Genomic DNA, 21810 nt, shown 5'->3' with positions numbered 1-21810 from the left:
CCATCCATCGTGCTTCGCGAGGACCTATCGTCAGTGCATGAGGCGTCGAACGGTGCTGAAGCTGCCGCTGCTAGTCGCGGCCGGCACCACGCTGGCCCCCATGCCGCGCGCGGCAGCTGAGCAAAGCCCCTGGTCGCCCGACCGAGCCACCCGCTGGTATCAAGCGCAGGGATGGCTCGTCGGTGCCAACTACATCACCTCGAACGCGATCAACCAGCTTGAGATGTTTCAGGCCGACACCTTCGACCCCCGGCGCATCGATACCGAGCTCGGCTGGGCCCAGCTACACGGGCTCAACACGGTGCGGGTCTTCCTCCACGATCGGCTCTGGGCGCAAGACTCGGGAGGCTTCCAAAAACGTCTGGCCTCATTCGTCAGCATTGCGGCCCGCCATCGCATCAAACCAATGTTTGTCTTCTTCGACTCGTGTTGGGATCCGTTCCCCAACCCGGGGCGGCAACCGGCGCCGAAGCCTGGCGTCCACAACTCCGGCTGGGTGCAAGGCCCGGGCGCAGAACACCTCGATGACCTCGACTACCGCCGCACCCTGCGCGACTACGTCACGGGCGTGTTGAGGCAATTCCGCACGGACGATCGCGTTTTGGGATGGGACTTGTGGAATGAGCCCGACAATCCCTCGCGCGAATATCGCAAGGTTGAAAGGAAAGACAAGCTCGACCGCGTCGCCGACCTGCTCTCGCTGGCGTTCGGGTGGGCACGTTCGGCTAACCCGAGTCAACCGTTGACCAGCGGCGTGTGGGACGGCGCATGGGGAGATTCCGCGAGGCGTAGCGACATCGCTGACATGCAACTGAACAAGTCCGACGTGGTCACTTTTCACTGCTACGACAAACCAGCGGGTTTCGAGGCCCGGATCGCGGAACTTTCCCCATTGGGGCGTCCGATCATCTGCACCGAATACCTGGCGCGGACGATGGGCAGCACCGTTGACGGAGTCCTACCAGTTGCCAAGCGGCACAACGTCGGTGCGATCAATTGGGGGCTGGTCGCCGGTAAGACCCAAACCTACTTGCCGTGGGACTCCTGGGAGCATCCGTATACGACGGCTCCGAGGCTCTGGTTTCAAGACCTGATCCAGCCCGACGGGCGGCCGTACCAAAACTCTGAAATTCAGACCATCACGAAACTGACCAAGCTGTGACGACAGGACATGGGTTGCACAGAGCTTCGACGGACGGTTTGCGCGGTGGGATAGTCGGGCCCGGCTCAGCATGTCATCGCACCGGCCGGTCGACGTGATCGACCCACATCGACTGTTCTCGTAGAGGTGCCGGCCGGAGTGGCCGATGCGAGTCAAATTGTTGGTTGTCCGGCCACACCGGCTGCGGCAGGTCTCCGCGGCGCATGGCTCAGCCGGAAAACGGGTAGTCGCCACTCGACGCATTACTTGCAACCGAAAAGAAGGACACGCTGATGAGCGGCGCGGATAAAGCCCGGAACAAGCTGAACCGGGTTGGGGGCAAGTTCAAGGCGGCGATCGGCCGCGCGTTCAACGATCCGACGCTAGAGGACGAGGGCAGGGCAGATGAACGGACAACCCACCTGAGGGACGCGGGCGAAAAAGTCAAAGACGCCTTCCGGCCCCGGCGACATCGACAGATATAGCCGGGGAGCGCCAGCCAAATGGCCGGGGCGAGCAGTCCCACGGATGCCGTGCGGCGCGCTACATCCGAGCGCGGCGCGCAGATCGCGGCGCGCGTGGGGTATCTCATCAGTGGGCTGATGCACCTGTTGGTCGCCTACCTGGTCATCCGCATAGCCTTCGGAGGCAACGGTGATGCTGATCAGACCGGCGCGTTGAGAACTATCGCCGACACCACCGGCGGTTTCCTCGCTCTCTGGGCAGTAGCGGTGGCGCTGGTTCCCCTGATGCTTTGGCGGCTTGCGGAAACCGTTGTCGGGCTCCACCCGGCAGAACGTCGGCGTGATCCTCAAGATTTTCGAACGGTCAACCGGCTCAAGGCTTTCGGCCTCGCCATCGTGTATGCAGCGGTCGCCGTCACCGCGATGCAATTCGCGCTGGGCCGGCGCAAATCGAGCGCCGCGCAAAACGCGGGGCTTAGCGCGCGGTTGATGCAATCCACGCAGGGCAAATTGGTCCTCATCACGGTCGGCCTTGTGATCGTTGCAATCGGCAGCTACTTCGCCTACAAGGGAGCATCGCGGAAGTTCTGCAATGATCTCACCGTGTCACCCGGGCGGGCGATCACTGCGTTGGGTTTTTGTGGGTACGTCGCCGAAGGTGCGGTCTTGGCCGGTGCCGGCCTGCTGGTCGTCGTCGCCTCCATTCGCGCCGACCCGTCGAAGGCGACGGGTCTCGACGGCGCGGTGAAAACGTTGCGGGAAGCCCCGTTCGGCACAGGGCTGATCCTGCTGGCGGGAAGTGGATTTGCCGCCTACGGCCTGTACAGCTTCGCCCTGACCCGGTATTCGCGGATGTGACTCGGACTCAGAGCTTCTTGACAATTAGTAGGGCAATCTTCACCCCGTACCAGACAGCGCCAATCGCTTCGCCAGATACGGCCCCGTGCGACTGTGTTTCGCCCGTGCCACCTTCTGCGGCGGGCCGGCCGCCACGACCCGACCGCCGTCGCTGCCGGCTCCCGGTCCCAAATCGATCACCCAGTCCGCGCCCGCGACCATCCGCATGTCGTGTTCGGCTACCACCACGGTGTTGCCCGCGTCGACCAGTTGGTGTAGTTGACGATCGAGCAGATCGACATCGGCGGGGTGCAGCCCAGTGGTCGGCTCGTCGAGGACGTAGACAGTATGCCCTCGCCGGGGTCTCTGTAGTTCGGAGGCGAGCTTGATCCGCTGTGCTTCCCCGCCCGACAGCTCGGTCGCGGGCTGTCCGAGCCGGAGGTATCCCAGTCCAACCTCTTGCAGCGTGGTCAGGCTCCGCGCTGCGCTGGCGACGTCGGCAAAGAATTTCGCAGCCTCATCGACGGTCATCGCGAGCACGTCGGCGATCGTACGGTCGCGATAACGCACCTCAAGCGTCTCGTCGGAGTAACGCGCTCCTTGACATGCCGGACATGTCGCGTATGTGCCTGGCAGGAACAACAATTCGACTGAGACGAATCCCTCTCCCTGACAGGTGGGGCAGCGACCTTCGGCCACATTGAAGGAAAACCTGCCCGCTGTCCAACCGCGGCGACGCGCCTTGGGGGTCGCGGCGAATTCGCGGCGGACGGCGTCGAACAGGCCGGTGTAGGTCGCCAGCGTCGAGCGCGGTGTGCGTCCGATGGGGCGTTGGTCGACTGATACCAGCCGGTTGATCTTCTCGGCGCCCTGCGCCGTCACGCCGACACTCGCGTCGTGATCGAGATCGATGATCCCGCCGTCGGCTTCGTCGTCGTCGGGTTCGGCTTGCTCGACTGCTCGTCCCGTGCCGAGATGGCTGTTCACGACATCGCCGAGAACCTTGACGACGAGCGTCGACTTACCCGAACCGGATACACCGGTGACTGCGGTGTACACGCCAAGTGGGAAGTCCACCTTGAGGTCTCTCAAGTTGTGGAAGCGGATCCCGCGCAGCCGCAGCCACCCGGACTGTGTGCGGGCTTGACGCGACGGCCCCCCGGCCTCCTCGAACAGGTACTTACCAGTGACCGACCCCTCGATGTCGGCGAGACCCGGCACCGGCCCGCTGTAGAGCACGTCCCCACCAAGCTCCCCCGCCCCTGGCCCAACGTCGACGACCCAGTCGGCACGGCGTACCACGTCCATGTCGTGCTCGACCACGAATAGCGAATTCCCCGCGCGCCGCAAGCGATCGAGCACCTCGAGAAGCGGCTCGGCGTCGGCGGGGTGCAGTCCAGCCGACGGCTCGTCGAGCACATAAAGCACGCCGAACAGGCCGGCGCGCAGTTGCGTGGCCAGCCGCAACCGCTGCAGTTCGCCGGGTGACACCGTCGGGGTGCGGCGGCTGAGGGTGAGATAACCGAGCCCGAGATCCATGAGTACCTGCAGGCGTGCGACGAGGTCGGCGGCGATCCTGGTCGCCACTTCCGTAAGCTCACCGGATTGCGTTGACTCGTACGCGGCGGCGGCATCGGTCCGAGAAGCCGTCGGGCGCAACGTATCAGCAAGCTCGGCCAACGGCATCGCCGTGTAGTCGGCGATGGTGCGCCCGGCAAAGGTCACCTTCAGCGCCTCCGGGCGCAGCCCGGAACCGTCGCATACTGGACACTCGACGCTGTCGACGAATTGCAGCACGCGGCGGCGCATCATCGCGCTATGCGAGTTGGCCAATGTGTGGCGGACGTGGCGTTCGGCGCTGGAGAACGTGCCGTTGTAGTAATACTCGGCCTGCACGGGATGCTGACTCGGATCAATTTCGACTGTCGGCTGCTCATCGGTGAAAAGAATCCAATTACGTTGACGCTTAGGCAGTTTCCGCCATGGCTTGTCGATGTCGTACCCGAGCGTAACGAGGATGTCGCGCAGATTTTGGCCCTGCCACGCGCCCGGCCATGCGGCAACGGCACCTTCGCGGATGGTCAGCGTCGGGTCTGGTACCAGGGTCTCTTCGGTCACCCGGTGGATTCGCCCCAGCCCGTGGCACTCCGGACACGCCCCAACCGCGGTGTTCGGTGAGAACGCATCGGAATCCAGTCGTTCCGTGGCCCCCCGCGGGTAGGTCCCGGCACGGGAGAACAGCATCCTCAGCAGGTTCGACAGGGTGGTCACGGTGCCCACCGTCGACCGCGACGTCGCCGAACCACGGCGTTGCTGCAGTGCGACGGCGGGCGGTAGCCCGGTGATGTCATCCACCTTTGGCGCACCGGTTGGCAATAGCAGGCGACGGGCGTATGGAGCAACCGATTCGAAGTAGCGGCGCTGGGCCTCCGCATAAATTGTGCCGAAGGCCAATGACGATTTCCCAGATCCGGAGATTCCGGTGAACGCAACCAGCGCATCGCGCGGCGCCGCGACATCGACACCCCGCAGATTGTGGACCCGCGCCCCGTAAACGCGCACACAAGGGTCGATGTCGTCCGTAGTTGGATCGGACATTTTCCTCATCTTGCTCGGCCGAGTACCCCCGTCGCAGGTCGCGCAAGCGCGATGCTTGCTGCTCGACATCGGGACCGGCGCCCAGGTCGTTGTCGTCTACGCTGTCGAACTCCATCGATATCGTCTGTCCTAGCAGCGACGAGCGGGATTTGGTCTGCAACCCCGTTTTAACGGCTGACCAGCCGGGAATTCCGCCGTGGCCATGACGCAGACATCACCAAGTCGCATCCGCCTGAGTCATCATGCAGTGGAACTCGATGACGGGCGCCGGATCGGGCTTTCAGTCGGCGGCCGGGGAGTGCCGTTGTTGTTCATGCACGGGCTGCTGCTGAGTCGTAAGGCCTATCTGCGAATGCTCAGCCGGATCGCAGGTATGGGATTTCTCGTCGTCGCCGTCGATGCCGCCGGTCATGGCGATACCGGGCGACTGCCCGGCGACGCATGCGGCTTCACAGACCGCGCCGATTCGGTGTTGCGCACGCTGGACGCCCTCGGCATCGGGCAAGCGTTGTTCGTCGGCCATTCGATGGGCGGGCGAATGACGATCCACCTGGCGGCACGCGCGCCCGAGCGGGTACTCGCCGCCGTGCTGTTCGACCCGGCGGCCGGAGCCCGGTTCGACACGACCATCCCCAAACTGGTGAAGTCGCCCACCAAGGCGCTGGGCGCCGCCTACACCGCGGTCCGCGACACCCTGGGTGACCCGACGCAGCTGTCAGCCGCCGAGCAGCTCGGATACTTTCGCGTGCTGGCGGCGGTGGCGGTGCCAAACCTGCGTTATCCGATTGGAGCCGTCCGGACGATTAGGGCCATCGTCGAGTCCGGTGACTACACCTCGCTGTTGCACACCATGCGCGACGAGGGCATGCCCACCATGGTGGTGCACGCCGAGAAGGACATGATCGTGCCGTTCCCGCACGCATGGGACATCGCCAACGAGTCCGACGCCACGCTGTACAGGGTGCCCGACGCGTACCACTCGTGGATGATCGCCAATCCGCGGCAGGGCGCCGACGCGTTTCGTCAACTGCTAGACGGCGAACTAGGCGAGGTGCTGCGCGACGCTGCCGACGCCATGGGCATCGCAGACGTCGATGACCACGAGGCCTGGGAGCGCGAATTGCTGGACCCCGATGCGCTGCTTTTGGAGTTCATCCACGGTCGCGACCGGGTTGAGATCGGGGCGGAGGAGCTCGACCACGTCGAACTCGAACTCGTGCGGCAAACGGAGCGTTCGCACGAGCGGATGTCGTGGGCCCAACGAATGTATCGCAGGTGGGCCGTCAAGCATCTGCATGAGGCGCGATCGATGATTCGGCAGAAGACCCGGATTCAGCCGGAACGCCGCTGATGGTCAGCAGGGGCCGGTGTCCGCGACTCGCGAACAATGCATTCGATGGCAAAGCCGAAATCCATGGGCCACAGCTGGTTTCGCAGCTAACCGGCTGTTGCCGCGATGGCAGCAACGGCACCAACGGATTATCACGAAGATTCGCATAGCGCAGCATCTTTCGTGCACGTGCGGATGGCGCCGGGCTGTCCGTTGCTGCTTGCCAACTCAGCCGCAGCGGCGCCACGAACTGCCCGAGGATGTCCGACGGTATCGGTGTGCTGGTACCGATGTCACACGGCGGCCGCCTTTGCTGGCGATAGTGGGTACGAAACAGCACATCCCAAACCATCGTGATCTCACCGTAGTTGTTGTTGCTCTCGGTGAGCACGCGGGAATGATGCCAACGGTGAACGCCGGGGGTGCAAAACAACCAGTCGAGTGGGCCGCAACGCATATTGACATTGCAGTGCGACAGCATGCCGATGAACGTGGTGAACGAGAACAGCCATACCACCATGTCGTCGGGAGCGCCGAGTAAGTACAACGGGGCCATCGAGAACGCCATCATGAGCGCCGAGTCGACGGGATGGATGCGCCCGGTATTGAGATACCACAGGCGTGACACGCTGTGGTGCACAGCGTGATACGGCCACATCCAGGAAACGTTGTGAAATGAGCGATGGCCCCAGTACGCGCCGAAGTCGCCGACCAGCACCACCAATGCGATCTGCGCCGCAGCTGGCCAGACATGCGGCCACAATGAGCCTCCGACGTGGCGAGCGAGCCACTGCGCCACGCCGACCGTGCAAGCCAGCACGAAGCTGTCGGCCAGCGTGCCGGGCAGGCTGGTGCCGACCAGGGTGAAGACCACGTCGTGGGTGACTTGGCCGTCGGAGCGGACCCATTGGCGCTCGAACGGCAGCACGCGCTCCAGGCTCCCCAATGCGAGCGCGAGGGTGAAGTAGACGCCGGCGAGGATGAGGGAGCCGTTGACGCCGTGGCGCAGGCCTGCGGCGGTGATCGCACAGCTGATGGCGACGAGCAACGGCCATAGGATCCACGATGCGGCGAGGCGCATGCGCGGAGTTTACGGGTTTGCTGGCAACTCTCACGCCGTTTTCCTCAACGAGGTGACAAGCGATGAGAAAGCGGCGATGAGAAAGCGGGTCGACATATCACGATCACTACGCCGAGCACAGGGGCCCTAATCGTCGTCCCGTGGCCTTGAATCGGACCGGCTTGGCGGCCGCTTGATCCGATTGGCACGTGCTTTGGCTGACTTGCCGAATTGCCCGGCGCATGGTGGCATACTTTGCCCGTGCGCCTCAAAGAACGTCCGGGATTCGCCCGATCCCGGAACTCTTTTGGCTTCTTGGCGAATTACTGGTTTCGCTGCCTTAGCCACTTCAGCAACGATGATTTCGTCTTCATTGGATCGGGTTACGAGGAAGATCCGCCGATGGACTTGCCGTTGGAGGCGTCTGACGAGCCCAATCGGTTCTTCATCCAGCTCTATCACTGCGTGGCGACCCAAGTCGATCTCATCGGCCAGCGTGTGCTGGAGGTCAGTTGCGGACATGGGGGCGGGGCCTCCTACCTCATGCGCACCCTGTTTCCGGCCTCCTACACGGGACTGGACTTGAACCCGGTTGGCGTCGACTTCTGCCGCAAAAACCACGACCTGCCCGGCCTGGACTTTGTGCAAGGCGACGCTCAGGACCTACCGTTTCCCGAGCAATCCTTTGACGCAGTCGTGAATATTGAAGCCGGGTTTTGCTATCCATCGTTACCCCGTTTTCTCGCTGAAGTGGCGCGCGTGCTGCGACCGGGGGGGCATTTCCTATACGCCGATATCCGCCGCAGCGACCGTATCGCCCAGTGGGAGAAGGAGCTGAGCGATTGTCCCATGCGGCTCATATCGGAAAGTGTCATCAGTGAACAGGTTGCGCTGGGACTCGAAAAGAGTTTGCCGCGCTTGAAGGAGCTGAACGGCTACAGTCCGGCCTTCCTCGTCGACGCGGTGTGGGCGAAGGCCTGCCGCAAGGGACTGCACAACGGAGACTTGTCTTACCGGATGTACACCTTCGGCAGTGAGTGAGGCCGCGCCTACCCGCGCGCGGGTAGCGTCGGAAAGGACGGTTCGGCGTCGCGCCACAGTGTGCGATGCGGGACGCGGCGTAGACCTGACCGGCCGACGTCAGACCTGGAGCCCAAGGCTCGACTCTTCGACCGCGGGTCGACGGCAGCCGAGCGGGCAGCGGTGTTCACGACGGGAGGTCCGATGTCCGGATTTGGTCGAAAGACCGTGCTGATCACCTTCGGTCGGTCATACCTGTCACTTCACCTGGCCCGCCTGATGGGCGCCGCGGGACACGACGTGCTGATCACGGACTCGGTGCGGTTTCCCGTGACCAGGTTCTCCTCGGCGGTCAGAAAGACGTTCCGTGCGCCCCGGCCGAGGTATGAACCGGTCGAGTGGACGCGAGCGCTCGCGCACATAGTCCGCGAGGAGGGCGTAGACATGGTCGTGACGGTCCACGAGGGGACCGAAATCCTGGCAAACACCATCAAGCGATACCCCGACCTGTTCCCGGACACCCAGAAGTTGTTCTTGTCCAGTTTCGATCTCGAGGCCCGGCTGGAAAACAAGTACGAGTTCCAGGCCGCGCTCAAGACGCTGGGCATACCCACCCTCGACTTCGCACTCGTCCGCAGCCAGGAAGAGCTCGAAGCGTTGGACTTCGACCAACCCTTCGCCCTCAAGCGCGTCTACTCGCGCGGGTCGCAGGACGTCCACAAGGTGCGTCCGGGTGAACTGCCGCGCGGCCTGAGCTTCGAAGAAGACAATCCGTGGATCGCCCAGGAGTGGGCCGAGGGCGCGAACTATTGCTCGTATTCCGTGTGCCACGAGGGTCAGGTGAAAGCGCACGCGCTTTACCCGGTGCGTTATGCGATCGACGGCACGTCGTGCCTGATGTTCGAGTCCGTCCAGCACGAGGGCATCGCCGAATGGACGCGCGAATGCGTCAAGGCGTTCAATTTCACCGGACAAATGGGGTTGGACTTCATCGAGGTGCCCGGCCGAGGTCTCTTCACCGTGGAATGCAATCCGCGGGCCACCAGCGGAATCCTGTTGTTCGATCCGGAAACGCGGGTCGACCGTGCATTTTTCGGCGTGAACGACGAGGTCATCACGCCCCAGCCCGGTGCGTGCAAGATGCTGGGCCCGGGGATGTTGATGTATGGGTGGCGCAAATCGTCGCTTCAGGGCAACACGTTTCGTGGATTTCTGCGCGATTTCCGCCGCACCGACGACGCCGTGTTCACCCTCGCCGATCTCAGGCCGACGCTGGCGCTACCACTCGTCGCAGCAACCATTTTTGCCGAGGCCGCTCGTTATCGGGTGAACATCCCGGACGCGTTCATGCACGACCACGACTGGGACGGCGGTGACCTACCGCTGTGAATCGCGGTGCGCGCGGCAGAAATTGGTGATCCGGGCGACGCTGTTGCCGGGGGCGGTGAAGATTCCGCCGTGGCCTGCGCCGTCGATCCGTACGAACTCCGCGCCGGGGATCAATCGTGCCGTCGCCTCGCAGAGGGCCGGCGGAAAGAACAGATCGTGTTCGAATGCCAGGACCAGCGTGGGCACGTCGATCGCGCCGAGATGTTCCGGGGTCGGCTCGCCGGACGTGATCCACTGCTGCGACGCCATCAGCTGTCCTTTGAAGCCTTCCTGTCCGGCCCAACCGCTCTCGTAGCCGGCCGACAGCGCCTGCTGCCAGCCCCGTACGGTCGCCGGATCTTGCAGCATCGGCAGGTGAAGGGTGGTAAGCAACTGCTCGAAAACCAATACTTCGCGCGGCAATTCGCCGTAGCGCTCGATCAGGCCCAGTTCCATCTCCCCCACCATCGCACCCACCGGCGAGGGCTGCAGCCCGGCGAACAAGACCATCGCACGAACCAGCTCCGGTCGGCTACGCAGCAGCGTCTGGGCGGTGTAGCAGCCCATCGAGTAGCCGACGACGGTGGCCTGGTCGACTTTGAAATGGTCGAGGATGGCGGCGGCGTCGTCGGCTAGCTCTGCCACCGAGTACGGCGCGGCCGGTGCGCAGGATGGCGACATTCCGCGCGCGTTGTAGGCGATGACCTGAAATCCCGCATCGACGAGCGACTGGGGTAGTCCGCAGATGTTCCACGTAATGCTCGGCATGCCGAGGCCGCCGATCAATAGCACGGTCGGGCCTTCGCCGGACCTTTGCACCGAGAGCTCGACGCCCGGTTCTGCGATGACAAACTCGAAGCCGTCATTCGGCGTTGCGCCCGCTGCATCGGTCATTGGTTCCACTGTAATAGCGCTGCTGTGCGAGTCGCCAGGGTTGCCCGGATAGTTGTCTATCGCGTGATCTCGAAAGTGAATTCGTGGCCGCAGATGCAAATGCGGTCGCCGTCGGTCAGCGTCGCGCTAGCCCGGATCCGCTGCTCCCCGACATCGACGCCGTTGGCTGACCGGAGATCGGTGATGACAAAAGCATTACCGGTATCAACGATCACCGCGTGGGAGCGACTGACGGTGTCATCCTCGAGAACGATGTCATTCTCGGCGAGGCGGCCGATCCTGGTGACGGTTCCTCGCAGCGGATAACGTCTTCCGTGCGCATCGCGCAGGTGGGCAACGACGGATTCTTGCGCAGGCTCGGCGGGCCGCCGACGAGTCGCCGCAGCACGTTTGGCTGTCGCGCGCGCGACGTGCTCGACGTCCAGTGACTCTTGGCGAAGGATCCGCTGATGAAGGCGCTGCAATGTGGGACCGGGATCAATGCCCAAATCGTCCGCGAGCGTGGTTTTGAGTCGGGCGTAGGTGTCGAGCGCGTCGTATTGGCGTTCCGTCAGATAGTAGGCGCTGATCAGTTGTGCCCACAGCGGTTCTCGGTACGGATGCTCGGCCGCCAGGGCTTCGAGCTCACCAATGATCGAACGGGTTCGACCGCACGCCATTTCGGCTTCCGCTCGTGCGGTGAGCGCCATTAGCTTGTCCTCGGTCAGCGCCGCGGCGAAGGCATCCACGAATGGAAAGTCACGCAAATCCTCGAGCACCGGTCCACGCCACTCGGCCAGTGCGGCCGACAGGTGACCGCTGGCCTGTTCGAACCGGCCGACGGCCGACGCGTCGATTCCTGCTTTGTGTTCGATCGAGAAACGGCCTACGTCGCAATCCTTTTCGTGAAGTAGGAGCCGATACCCCGGCTGGATGCTGACTAGCATCGCGGCGGAATCGGCGCCAGCGCCGCTGATCAATCGGCGGATTCTGGAGACGTGTGCGTGCAGGCTCGCGCGAGCTTCCGGCGGCGGATTTCGTTGCCACGCAGCGTCGATCAATGCATCCACCGCAACGGTGCGGTTGCGGTTGATCAGCAGCACGGCCAGCACAGCTCGTTGTTTCGCCGCGCCCAACGGTAGGTCGTTACCGTCGGCACTGATCTGCAGCGGTCCCAAGAGCCCAAATCGCAACGCGCTATGGGTCATCGCGACAGCAAATCCTTCGCCTTTCCCTCACCACAGGTACACACGCGCGCTGCTTCCACCTGAACAGGTGATCCAGCTGTCCCCCGCTTGCTGCTGGCAGCGCATGAGAAAATTGGAGCCGTTGCACAGCGCGCCGGGCACGGTCTTGCAGTCGACAGCGCCCGGCGCCGAGACCGCCCGGGGTAGCGGGCTGGCGTTGCCGTATTCCGCCCAGTAGGTGCTCAAGACGCTGTTGGCAAAAAGACATGACGTTTCGGGGGTCCCGCGGCCGGCGTGGCTGCCGAACCCGGTGGCGTTCGGCAAGGAAAAGCCCTGATCGCAGGACTGGTGCAGGCTGCTCAGGTCGGGACCGGTCACCAATGGGGGCAGCGCAGCACGCGCCGGCGTCTCCTGCTGCGCGCTCGGCCCATTGGCGAAAAGGCCGATGTCCAAACCGATGCCCGCCAGAACCAAGACCGCCGTTATCGCGGTCACGCTTGGCAGCACCCATCGTCGCTTGCCTCGGCTGCGAGGCTCCGCGACCAAGGAGCCCGGTCGGACTGCTGCGGCGAGCGATCGAGTGCCGTCGACGATGGGGTCGGTGATGTCGCCTCCGCTTCCCAACGCGCGCTGGGCCGCGCGGGCCAGGGCGCCCGCCGATCCGTACCGGTCGTCGGGATGTTTGGCCATGCCGCGGGCGACGACGTTGTCGAGCGCGACCGGAATCCTCGGATTCACCTGACTGGGTCGCGGCGGTGGCAGGGCTAGGTGGGCCGCCACCACATGCTCAAGGCTGTCACCGGCGAACGGGGCGTCTCCGGTGAGAGTCTCGTACAACACGCACGCCAGTGAGTAGACGTCGACCGCGGGAGTGGCCGCTTCGTTGCGAAATCGTTCCGGCGCCATGTAATTCAGGGTCCCGATCTGAGTTCCCACCGTAGTCAGGCGCGGATCTCCTCGGCCCTCGGCTATTCCGAAGTCGACGAGATACACGAAGTCGGCCCCGGTGACGATGATGTTCTGCGGCTTGACGTCTCGATGGACTAATCCCTCGACGTGTGCGGCATCCAGCGCGGCGGCGATCTGACTGATGATCGCCACCGCGCGTGCGGGCGTCAGGGGGCCGTCCGCGATCAATTCCAGAAGCGTCTGCCCTTGCACCAGTCGCATTTCGATGTACAGACTGCCGTCGATCTCGCCCCAATCGTGGATCGGAATGACGTGCGGCTCCTGCAGAATGGCGGCGGCCTGCGACTCCCGCTGAAATCGTGTGCGGAACGTCGGATCAGTTGAGAGCTCGTCGGCCAGGATCTTCACCGCGACAGTCCGCTGTTTGCTGGTATCGAAGGCCTCGTATACCGCCCCGCCCCCGCCCTTTCCGAGCAGGCGCGTGAGGTTGTATTTGCCGAACGCCTCACCGACGCGCGAGTCCACCGCCATCCCCTTGATTCCTTCGGGTACCGACGAAGTATCTCGCTCGCGGCCCGCTCACGCACCGATTTGCCGAGGAAGCCTTTGGCTGCGGCTCGCCGAGCCGGCACAAGCCCGACGCAAGAAACACGCAAGGCAAGCGGCGCAGCCTCTACGTGCCAGCTCACAGCCAGCCAGGCCGGAGCCCAGATTCGGCCAAGATTTTCAAGGACACGAAGATGCTCAAGACAACGCATCACGCACCCCCCACGCCGCGAGACAGGAACCGTCGTAACACACATTCGCGCACCCGGTTCCGGCGACGGATGGAGATGGCGACGCTCGCGCTGGCAATCTCCATGCTCGCGGCGGGCATGGCCTCGTCGCCGACCGCACACGCCGAGCCCGACAATGCGCCGGCGGTGGCGGCCCACGGTGTCGAGGCTCCTCTCGAGAGCGTTCCCTGGTCGTACGTCGGTCCGGGCTGGATGCTCGCGATGTGGAGCCCGGTTCCGGGGTTGCACCCCGGTGAAGTGCCACCCCCCGGGTCACCAACCTGGGAGACGGCCACCACGACGCTCTACCTCGTCGATCCTGCGGGTGGTCGCTACCCGATCACCACCTTCCCGCCGCCGGGCCGGGGTTCGAGTCCGAGATTGGCCGATTGGTCGGGCGACGCGACCCGCGCCCTCTTCGTCACCGAGCAGAAGGACCACAACGCCATCATCCAGGTCGACCTGCACACGGGCGAGAAAACATCCTTCACCATCGACGGCAGCCACGCGTCCCCTCGCTACACGCGGCCGGACGGCAAAGCGATCCTGCTCGACAGATCGGATCTATCGAGGACCGGATCGCTCGAACGCGTCGACGTTGCGGGTAACCACCAGCTGACGTACCCGCTGGGCCAAGGTGTCGAGGGGTACCTCTCGACACCGGACGGCGCCCAGCTGGTGCTGGGCACCCACTCCGGCATGGCGTTGATGGGCAACGACGGGGTGGCCGGGGCTACTCTGCCGATCGCGGGGCAAAAAGACTGCAGACCTGTGCGCTGGTGGGACACCGGCGTTGCCCTCGCCCACTGCGGTATCTCCGCTGGGTCGCAGCTGTGGTTGGTGCCTATCGACGGCAGGACACCGACGGCTCTTACAGCGCCCAACGACGGGAAGGGGCCTGACTACGGCGACCTGAATGCCTGGCGGCTCCCGGCGGGGACCTTCCTGCAGGCAACCGGCGCATGTGGCGTCGTGTTCGTCGCCAAGCTCAACGACGACGGCACAACGTCACAGGTCTCGGTCCCCGGCGTGAAAGGCCGCAGCGTCGTGGTGGTCGGCGTCAACGGGGGCAACCTCGATCTGCAAGCCAGGGCCGGGTGTGGAAGCGGCCAGTCACTCATCGACTACAACCCCTCGGCCGGAACCTCGTCGGTGCTGCTCGGCCAGACCGTCAACGGCGGAGGCGTCGTCAGCGCAGTGCCCTACCCGGGCCAGCGGTAGTGAGCGGATGGTTGCAGTGTCAAAAACCGCCCGCCTGATCGCCCTTACCGCCACGATGAAGCGAGTGCTGCGGCTCGCGCGAGGCTCGGCAAGCCCGACAGCGTTGCCGTTCAACGCTATTGACCCCAACGGTGTGGCGGTGGACTTCAACGACGGTCTATACATCGTCGACTCGGGCGGCAAGCAAGTGCTGGAGCTAGCGCCCGGCGCAACCACCCCGACCGTCCTGCCCTTCACCGGCCTCAAACTGCCCACCCGAGTGTCGGTGGACACCAGCGGCCGTGTGTACGTCGTCGACCTGCATACGAACCGCGTGTTGGAGTGGGATCGTGGCGCGAGCGTTCCAATCGTGTTGCCGTTCAACGACCTCAAGGACCCTTCCAGCGTGACAGTCGACAGCACGGGCAACGTGTACGTCGACGATGGGTTGCATTTCCGCATTCTCAAGCTGCCGGTCCAGTGATGACGACGGCATGGGCTGGCCGCGTCGCGGCGATAGGTACCGACCGTGAGTACGAGGCCACCGTGGAGCCTGACTGAGCCTTAACTCCTGTAAGCGCTCTGAGATGAAAATTTGGTACTCGGCGGCCAGCTTATGGCCGCCATTAGTGGCAGGAATGGATCTGCAGAAATCGCCGGCTCGCTCAAGTGCGTTATGGGTGTCGAGTACAGAGTGTGCTGCAAGGAAGGAAACTATGGCGAAATCCATTCGGGTCGGCGTCCAGCTCTGGCCGGGAGGAACACCCGACTATCGGACCTGGCGAGACTCGGTGATCCAAGCCGAGCAACTGGGCGCCGATGCCATCTTTGGCTACGACCACTTTCACAAGGTGTTTAGCATTCCGTCGCAGGATGGCATGCCCCAGCTGTTACCAGACCAGCTTGACGTCAACAACTTCGAGGGCTGGACAGCTTTGGCGTCATGGGGCGAGATAACTCGGCGCGCCGAGATTGGATTGCTGGTGACCGGCGTCGGTTACCGCAATCCCGATCTACTCGCCGACATGGCCCGCACGGTCGACCACATCAGCGGCGGCCGGCTGATCCTGGGCCTCGGGGCAGGTTGGTACGAAAAGGATTACAGCGTTTACGGATACGAGTACGGAACCGTCACCTCTCGGATGGATTTGTTCGAGCAGCGCCTTGCCCGCATCCAGAACCGCCTCGAGCACCTGGTGCCGCAACCGATGCACGAGATCCCCATACTGATCGGCGGAATCGGAGTTCGGCGAACGCTGCCGATAGTCGCCAGACACGCCGACATTTGGCACACGTTCGCCAGTGTGCAGGAGTATCGCCGCAAGAACGCGATCCTCAAGGACATGGTCGCCGAGACCGGGCGCGACGAACGCCAAATAGAGCGCGCGGTCCATTGGACTGGACGAGACAACGCCGACGCCTTCCTCGGAGAGGGCGTCACGCTGTTCACGACGGAAGTTCACCCGACCGACGACGGTTACGACTTCTCGGAGTTCAAAGACATGTTGGCCTGGCGAGACGAAAGCCGATGAGGACTACGGAACCACTGTCGCAGGACTGCGGAGGGGAGTTTGAATAGATCATGACGAACACACTCGAGGGTTCGACCGCATTGGTGACTGGGGCGACGGCGGGCATCGGCCGCGCGATCGCTCTTCAGCTGGCTGTCCTCGGCGCCGAGGTTGTGGTGCACGGCCGCAGCGCCGAACGCGGTGCCGAGTTGATTCGCGAGATCGAAAATGCCAGCGGCAAAGCGCGTTTCGTCGCGGCCGATCTCGGGGACGCCGACGATGTGCGTCGCTTAGCCGCCGACGCGGGCGACGTCGACATCTTGATCAACAACGCGGGCGTTTACCGGTTCGCCGCAACCGCCGAGAGCGACGATGCCTTTTTCGACGAGCACATCAACGTAAACCTGCGCGCGCCGCATATCTTGATGCAGCAACTTGCCCCCGGCATGGCCGAGCGCGGCAGAGGTGTGGTCGTTAACCTGAGCACGGTCGCGGCTGGGACACCCGCGCGCGGAGCCGGAATCTACGGTGCGAGCAAGGCCGGCCTCGAACTGCTGACCCGCGTATGGGCGGACGAGTTCGGCCGCGACGGGGTCCGAGTCAATACGGTGCAGGCCGGTCCGACCGAAACACCTGGCACCGCAGCTACTCCCGGCGTCACTGACGCGCTCGGCGAGGTCACCACACTCGGCCGGGCAGCGGTCGCTGACGAGATCGCAAACGCCGTCACATTCCTTGCCTCACCCGCGGCCAGCTACATAAACGGCGCGATTTTGCAGGCCAGCGGCGGTCAGGCCGCGATCGCGCCGTGATCAGTAATCCACCGGAACATCGAAGGCCGTTACGAGCTGGCCGATGTCTCGGCGGCGCGAATTTGCCGGCCAAACCACCCATGTGCGCCGAACCAACGGGTGACCGACGAGCGGACTCCATGTCACGGATTCGGGAATCTGATGCGGCCAATTCGCGGGCGCCAGGGCGAATGAGCTACCCGCGGTGACCGCAGCAAGCTTGACCTCGGCGATGAGCTGCTGGTCCTCCGGCGGCGGCGGGCCCAGATCGACGCCATGACTGCGCAAGATGGCTGTGATTTCGTCGTGCCAGGCTGGGCTGTTCGATCGTGGGAAACAAAGCCATTGCAGTCCGGTCAGCGCGTCGAGCCGGATACCGTGCGAGCCGATGAGCCCGGCGGCGAGTTCGGACGCCAACAACACGCCCAGATTTTCGCGCACCACCAGCATCGCGTCGAAGTCTTCCGGGGCGGGCCGCTCACGGAGCAGGCCGACGTCGATCTCCCGACTGCGCAGCCCGGAAATCTGTGCAGCAGTTGACAAATGCCGGGGCATCACCCGCGTGTCCGGACAGTTCGCTGCGAACTGCTCGAGCGCGCCCTGCAGGAGGCCCGGCGGTAGCTCCATCGGCACCCCCAGCCGCAGCACCCCGCCACCTTCAGTGGTGAACTCGGCCATCCGGCGCAGCGCCTGATCGTGCCTGGCAAGGATTGCGCGTGCCTCCGTGAGCAGCGCGGCGCCCGCTGCCGTTGTCCGTACCCCGGTGCTGCTGCGCTCCAAGAGTTTGACGCCGAGCTGGCGCTCCAAAGAGCTCACGGTCTGTGACAAAGCGGGTTGGCTGATATTGAGTCGGCGTGAGGCGGCCGACATTCCGCCTTCTTCAGCTACCGCCACGAATGCCGTCAACTCTCGCAGCTCCATTCGTCCAGCCTAGGGCGGCGATCACAACGGTGAAGCCCCGTCCCGGACAATGTCCGCGCCGGGGCGATCTTCGCGCCGCGGTTAACGAGCGTTGGTCGAGTGCCGTTGGACGGCCCGGATGGAGTCGGCAAGTGTCCAGAACGATAAACCGAGCAGCGGGATGTCTTTGACGAGAAACTCACCCAGGAGGGAGATGGCCGGGAAGCCGCCGCCAGCCGGCTCGCCGATCCCCGGTGTTGTGAAGAGGAAGCCAACCGTGGACACAAACAGGACAATGGCCATCAGGCTTCCCACTACCGACAATCGCGGCGCGACCGGCTTGATCGCCAGGAGGAACGCGGCAGCGACCTCGAAGACACCTAACAGCGCCGAGAAGGTGTAGACCGGGAAAATTTGATAGACCAAACCCAGCCAGGGACTGTTGGCCACCAGCGGCTGAATCTGGTGTGCCTCGTAGTTGGCGAACTTGAGGGCGCCTATCCAGCCGATGACGATCACGAGACCGTATCGACCAAGGGCGCCGGCGACGGTCTCGATGGCCGACGTCCTGAGAAATACGCTGACTTTGGTTCTCATCTTTTCGTTCCAATCTGATCGATTGACTGGCTAGAACGGATTGCAGGGCTTGGTTCCTTCGTAGGATCGCCGCGCGATGCTGCTGACCTTCGAAACATCGTGATGCCGGTCGGTATGTCGGCGTCGCCAGTGCGAATTTCGATAACCGCGATTGGCTGTCCCGATAGCCATCGCCAAGAAGTGTTGATTGGCCGACCAAGCCAATTTCCGATGCCAAACTCCTTCGCGGACAACGGTGATCGTCATAGCCGGGCTATCAAACTGACATCGCGTACCTTCCGCTTTCCCGCGCACCGGCGACATCGGGCTTTGGGGTGGTCTTTCGGTGGAGGGTGTTCGTGCCGCCGCGAGTCGACCGTTCGCACAAACTTGGGAGAATCTTGATGACTGTCGATCTGGATCTAGAGGGTAGGACGCAATGAGCGAGGAGCAGTACGACGCGATCGTGATAGGGACCAGTCAGGGCGGTCGCTTTCTTCCTGTCGATCTGGCGAAAGCGGGCCAGAAGGTCGCGCTCATCGAGCGCGACCAACTCGGCGGCGTCTGCGTCAACACTGGGTGCACCCCGACCAAGACGATGGTCGCCAGTGCGCGCCTCGCCTACCAGGCGCGCCGCGCCGCAGAGTACGGCGTTGATACTGGCCCCGTAACGGTGGACCTGGCCGAGGTGCGCGAGCGCAAACGTGCCATGGTCGCCGGTGCGCGGCAAAACTACGCGAGCCGGTTGGCGCAGGACGGACTTGACCTGATCGACGGCGAGGCCCACTTCGTGGGGCCGAGGACCGTCGACATCGCCTTGACAAATGGCGGGACGCGGCAGATCAGCGCCGCGGTGGTCGTGATCGACACCGGCACCCGATCCAAGCCGCTGGAGATCCCTGGCGTCGCCGATGTTCCCGTGCTCGATTCGACATCGATCATGGAATTGAATGACCTCCCGGAGCACCTAGTCGTCCTTGGCGGGGGCTACATCGGGCTCGAGTTCGGGCAGATGTTCCGACGATTCGGCAGCCAGGTCACCATCATCCAGAGAGCCGCCCGCCTGCTGACCATCGAGGACGAAGATGTCTCCGACGAGGTCGCCGCAATCTTGCGCGACGAGGGAATCACGGTCCTGACGTCGTCGACGCCGGTCCGGGTTGAGCAGGCCGGCGGGAACCGCCTCCGGTTGACCGTGCGCACCAAGGACGGCGAGCGACAGGTCAAAGGCTCCCACCTACTGGCCGCCACCGGCCGCATCCCTAACACGCAGGCCCTCACCCTCGAGGCCGCCGGCATCCGTCTCAACGACCGCGGGTTCATCGACGTCGACGAATACCTGCAAACCAGCGCCCCGGGCGTCTACGCGATGGGCGATGTCAAGGGCGGGCCGGCCTTCACCCACAGTTCCTACGACGACTACCGCATCCTGCACGCCAACCTGATAGCGCACGAAAAGAAGAGCGCGCATGATCGCATCGTCCCCTATGCGGTGTTCATCGACCCGCAGCTTGGCCGCGTCGGCATGACCGAGCGCGAGGCCAGGGCGCAAGGACGCGACATCCGGGTGGCGAAGCTGCCGATGAGCGCTGTCATCCGGGCGATCGAGACCGGGGAAACGCGCGGTTTCATGAAGGCCGTTGTCGACGCGGGCAGCGGACAGATCCTGGGCTGCGCGGTCCTGGGCAGTGAGGGCGGCGAGATCATGACCGTGATCCAGGTCGCCATGTTGGGCAAGCTCACTTACACCGCGTTGGCGGATGCGATCTTCACGCATCCGCTTTTGGCCGAAGGCCTCAACACCCTCTTCGCGATGGTCGACGCCTAACTGGGTTTACTTGCGCGTCAACACGACCGAGACCCATGTAAGCATCGGCCGAAACACTTCAGTGTGGATGGAATGTTTTAGCCGACCTGCATTCCTGCCACCACTCCGCCCCGACGGATTGGTCAGGCTGGCGTCAGGTGGATCGGTAGGTGGGTCGGGCCACGTAATGAACTGTGCGTCGACCAGATGGTCGAGCCATTGGGGTTTAGGCGACTGACGTGGGTCACGAGGTGTCGAAGTACGGCTTGGGCTTCCATTCGAGCGAGTGGTGCGCCGATGCACATGTGTGGGCCGTAGCCGAAAGCGACGTGGTTTCGCGGGTTGCGGTCGGCGCGGTACTCGTCGGGTTCGTCGAAGGCTGCGGGGTCGCGATTCGCCGCCCCGAAGGAGAGCAGGACGCGTGACCCGGCGGGAATGGTGATGCCTCCGATTTGATAGTCGGCGCGGGTGTAGCGGTAGAGGTTCTGTATCGGCGTCGTGATGCGGAGGTGCTCCTCGACTGCGATCGGGATGAGGTCGGGGTTGGTGCGTATCAAGTCGTACTGATCGGGGTAATGGGCGAGAGTGTCGAACATTCCGCCGAGAAGGTTCGTGGTTGTTTCGTTCCCGGCGATCAACAGGTGAATTGCGATGATCCAAAGCTGACGATCGGTGAGGCTGCCATCGGTGTTGTGTTCGAGGAGGCGCCCCAGCACAGTGCCCGATCCTTTAAGTGCGCCGTGTGCGATTTGCTTCACGAAGTAGCGCTGCAACGCCACCATTGCGGATATGGATCTGGTTGCCTCTGCGAGACCTGCGCGTGTCGGGGTCAAATCCATGACCTTCACGGCGTTTTCTGACCACCGACGGAAGTCGTTGACGTCGTCTTCCGGTACCCCGAGGATCTGAGCGATCAGGCGGATCGGCATTGGTATCGCCAAGTGCTGCACGACATCGCAGCCGGGGTTGTTCAACAGGCCAGAGACGAGTTCCGCGGCTAGCTTCTCGACGATTCCCTGCCAGGCGCTCATGGCGCCCTTGCTGAATCCCGGCTGGATCTGCTTACGGAGTCGGGCGTGTTCTTCGCCGTCGGTCAGCACCGCGAGCGGTGCCGACATTCTCAATCGGGTGACCCCTTGAGTACTGGTGACCTGATCGGTGTCGCGCAGTGCAGCTCGCACGTCGTCGAGTCGGCTGACGATCCAGGTGGCTCGCCTGGGGTTGTAGTGCACGCGGCCACTTCTGTGTAGGGCGCGGTAGGCGTCGAATGGGTGTTCAGCAGTGATCGGATTCTGTGGGTCGTAGTCCGTGTTCACCGCGCCGGTCCAAGCGTCGTAGCCGCGCCGGCGGGTGCGCACGGCGGCAGCCAGGTTCATCCGGACGGCATTACTGAAAGGCCGAATGGCTTCGGCAACCCCTTGGGCGGTCTGACTGATCGACATTTCGCTCCCCTTACCCGAGC

Annotated in this window: 19 protein-coding genes; 11 read left to right on the top strand and 8 right to left on the bottom strand. The window is 63.8% G+C overall.

What is annotated here, in order from left to right:
* Positions 1 to 37 precede the first annotated feature (37 nt).
* The 3 genes from AC5Y4F_RS06435 to AC5Y4F_RS06425 all read left to right on the top strand — a co-directional run bounded on the left by AC5Y4F_RS06435 (position 38) and on the right by AC5Y4F_RS06425 (position 2463).
* The gene (locus AC5Y4F_RS06435) at positions 38 to 1162 is read left to right on the top strand and encodes a glycoside hydrolase 5 family protein (protein ID WP_499995571.1); all 1125 of its coding nucleotides are present in this window, start codon (positions 38 to 40) and stop codon (positions 1160 to 1162) included.
* A gap of 272 nt (positions 1163 to 1434) precedes the next feature.
* Complete coding sequence (locus AC5Y4F_RS06430) at positions 1435 to 1626, top strand: CsbD family protein (protein ID WP_499995569.1); 192 nt, start codon at positions 1435 to 1437, stop codon at positions 1624 to 1626.
* Positions 1627 to 1644: 18 nt separating this feature from the next.
* Positions 1645 to 2463: a DUF1206 domain-containing protein gene (locus AC5Y4F_RS06425; RefSeq protein WP_067930429.1), complete on the top strand. Its 819-nt coding sequence runs from the start codon at positions 1645 to 1647 to the stop codon at positions 2461 to 2463.
* Between the two features lie 39 nt (positions 2464 to 2502).
* Here the strand turns inward: AC5Y4F_RS06425 and AC5Y4F_RS06420 are convergent, their stop codons facing one another.
* A complete protein-coding gene (locus AC5Y4F_RS06420) occupies positions 2503 to 5049 on the bottom strand; it encodes an excinuclease ABC subunit UvrA (protein WP_499995568.1) in 2547 nt (848 codons plus the stop codon).
* Between the two features lie 193 nt (positions 5050 to 5242).
* On the opposite strand from AC5Y4F_RS06420, the gene AC5Y4F_RS06415 reads away from it, so the two are divergent.
* Positions 5243 to 6391 carry an alpha/beta fold hydrolase gene (locus AC5Y4F_RS06415; RefSeq protein ID WP_499995800.1) on the top strand — a complete coding sequence of 383 codons (1149 nt, stop codon included), beginning with the start codon at positions 5243 to 5245 and terminating at the stop codon, positions 6389 to 6391.
* On the opposite strand, the gene AC5Y4F_RS06410 is transcribed toward AC5Y4F_RS06415, so the two are convergent.
* A complete protein-coding gene (locus AC5Y4F_RS06410) occupies positions 6324 to 7451 on the bottom strand; it encodes a sterol desaturase family protein (protein WP_067930421.1) in 1128 nt (375 codons plus the stop codon). The genes AC5Y4F_RS06415 and AC5Y4F_RS06410 overlap by 68 nt on opposite strands.
* Before the next feature lie 240 nt (positions 7452 to 7691).
* Here AC5Y4F_RS06410 and AC5Y4F_RS06405 point away from each other — a divergent pair, with 240 nt between their 5' ends.
* Together AC5Y4F_RS06405 and AC5Y4F_RS06400 are read left to right on the top strand one after the other, a co-directional pair.
* Positions 7692 to 8471: a phthiotriol/phenolphthiotriol dimycocerosates methyltransferase gene (locus AC5Y4F_RS06405; protein ID WP_369829663.1), complete on the top strand. Its 780-nt coding sequence runs from the start codon at positions 7692 to 7694 to the stop codon at positions 8469 to 8471.
* Positions 8472 to 8654: 183 nt separating this feature from the next.
* Positions 8655 to 9839: an ATP-grasp domain-containing protein gene (locus AC5Y4F_RS06400; RefSeq protein ID WP_067930467.1), complete on the top strand. Its 1185-nt coding sequence runs from the start codon at positions 8655 to 8657 to the stop codon at positions 9837 to 9839.
* On the opposite strand, the gene AC5Y4F_RS06395 is transcribed toward AC5Y4F_RS06400, so the two are convergent.
* Genes AC5Y4F_RS06395 through AC5Y4F_RS06385 form a run of 3 tightly spaced genes read right to left on the bottom strand, consistent with a single transcriptional unit; the run spans position 9828 to position 13318 of the window.
* Positions 9828 to 10712: an alpha/beta fold hydrolase gene (locus AC5Y4F_RS06395; RefSeq protein WP_067930417.1), complete on the bottom strand. Its 885-nt coding sequence runs from the start codon at positions 10710 to 10712 to the stop codon at positions 9828 to 9830. The genes AC5Y4F_RS06400 and AC5Y4F_RS06395 overlap by 12 nt on opposite strands.
* A 56-nt stretch (positions 10713 to 10768) precedes the next feature.
* Positions 10769 to 11899: a BTAD domain-containing putative transcriptional regulator gene (locus AC5Y4F_RS06390; protein WP_067930414.1), complete on the bottom strand. Its 1131-nt coding sequence runs from the start codon at positions 11897 to 11899 to the stop codon at positions 10769 to 10771.
* 27 nt (positions 11900 to 11926) lie between these two features.
* The gene (locus AC5Y4F_RS06385) at positions 11927 to 13318 is read right to left on the bottom strand and encodes a serine/threonine-protein kinase (RefSeq protein ID WP_067930412.1); all 1392 of its coding nucleotides are present in this window, start codon (positions 13316 to 13318) and stop codon (positions 11927 to 11929) included.
* A gap of 302 nt (positions 13319 to 13620) precedes the next feature.
* Between AC5Y4F_RS06385 and AC5Y4F_RS06380 the strand changes: the two genes are divergently transcribed.
* The 4 genes from AC5Y4F_RS06380 (at position 13621) to AC5Y4F_RS06365 (ending at position 17086) form a co-directional block, all read left to right on the top strand.
* Positions 13621 to 14784: a hypothetical protein gene (locus AC5Y4F_RS06380; RefSeq protein ID WP_231986255.1), complete on the top strand. Its 1164-nt coding sequence runs from the start codon at positions 13621 to 13623 to the stop codon at positions 14782 to 14784.
* Between the two features lie 16 nt (positions 14785 to 14800).
* The gene (locus AC5Y4F_RS06375; RefSeq protein ID WP_156749902.1) at positions 14801 to 15247 is read left to right on the top strand and encodes an NHL repeat-containing protein; all 447 of its coding nucleotides are present in this window, start codon (positions 14801 to 14803) and stop codon (positions 15245 to 15247) included.
* 232 nt (positions 15248 to 15479) lie between these two features.
* Entirely contained in the window at positions 15480 to 16295 is an 816-nt protein-coding gene (locus AC5Y4F_RS06370; RefSeq protein WP_067930407.1) for an LLM class F420-dependent oxidoreductase, read from the top strand.
* A gap of 50 nt (positions 16296 to 16345) precedes the next feature.
* Positions 16346 to 17086, top strand: coding sequence for an SDR family NAD(P)-dependent oxidoreductase (locus tag AC5Y4F_RS06365; RefSeq protein WP_499995564.1), 741 nt, complete (start codon positions 16346 to 16348; stop codon positions 17084 to 17086).
* On the opposite strand, the gene AC5Y4F_RS06360 is transcribed toward AC5Y4F_RS06365, so the two are convergent.
* Together AC5Y4F_RS06360 and AC5Y4F_RS06355 are read right to left on the bottom strand one after the other, a co-directional pair.
* Complete coding sequence (locus AC5Y4F_RS06360; protein WP_067930402.1) at positions 17087 to 17986, bottom strand: LysR family transcriptional regulator; 900 nt, start codon at positions 17984 to 17986, stop codon at positions 17087 to 17089.
* Positions 17987 to 18067: 81 nt separating this feature from the next.
* On the bottom strand, positions 18068 to 18562 hold the full coding sequence (locus tag AC5Y4F_RS06355; protein ID WP_499995562.1) for a YkgB family protein: 495 nt from the start codon (positions 18560 to 18562) through the stop codon (positions 18068 to 18070).
* A 418-nt stretch (positions 18563 to 18980) separates the two neighbouring features.
* Between AC5Y4F_RS06355 and AC5Y4F_RS06350 the strand changes: the two genes are divergently transcribed.
* A complete protein-coding gene (locus AC5Y4F_RS06350) occupies positions 18981 to 20369 on the top strand; it encodes a mercuric reductase (RefSeq protein WP_499995560.1) in 1389 nt (462 codons plus the stop codon).
* Between the two features lie 122 nt (positions 20370 to 20491).
* Here the strand turns inward: AC5Y4F_RS06350 and AC5Y4F_RS06345 are convergent, their stop codons facing one another.
* Positions 20492 to 21790, bottom strand: a complete 1299-nt coding sequence (locus AC5Y4F_RS06345; protein WP_499995558.1) for a cytochrome P450 — start codon at positions 21788 to 21790, stop codon at positions 20492 to 20494.
* Positions 21791 to 21810: the final 20 nt, after the last annotated feature.

It is taken from the genome of Mycobacterium sp. NGS56, assembly GCF_059812425.1.
The sequence above is the reverse complement of the archived record's forward strand: the minus strand, read 5'-3'. Positions and strand labels throughout refer to the sequence as shown.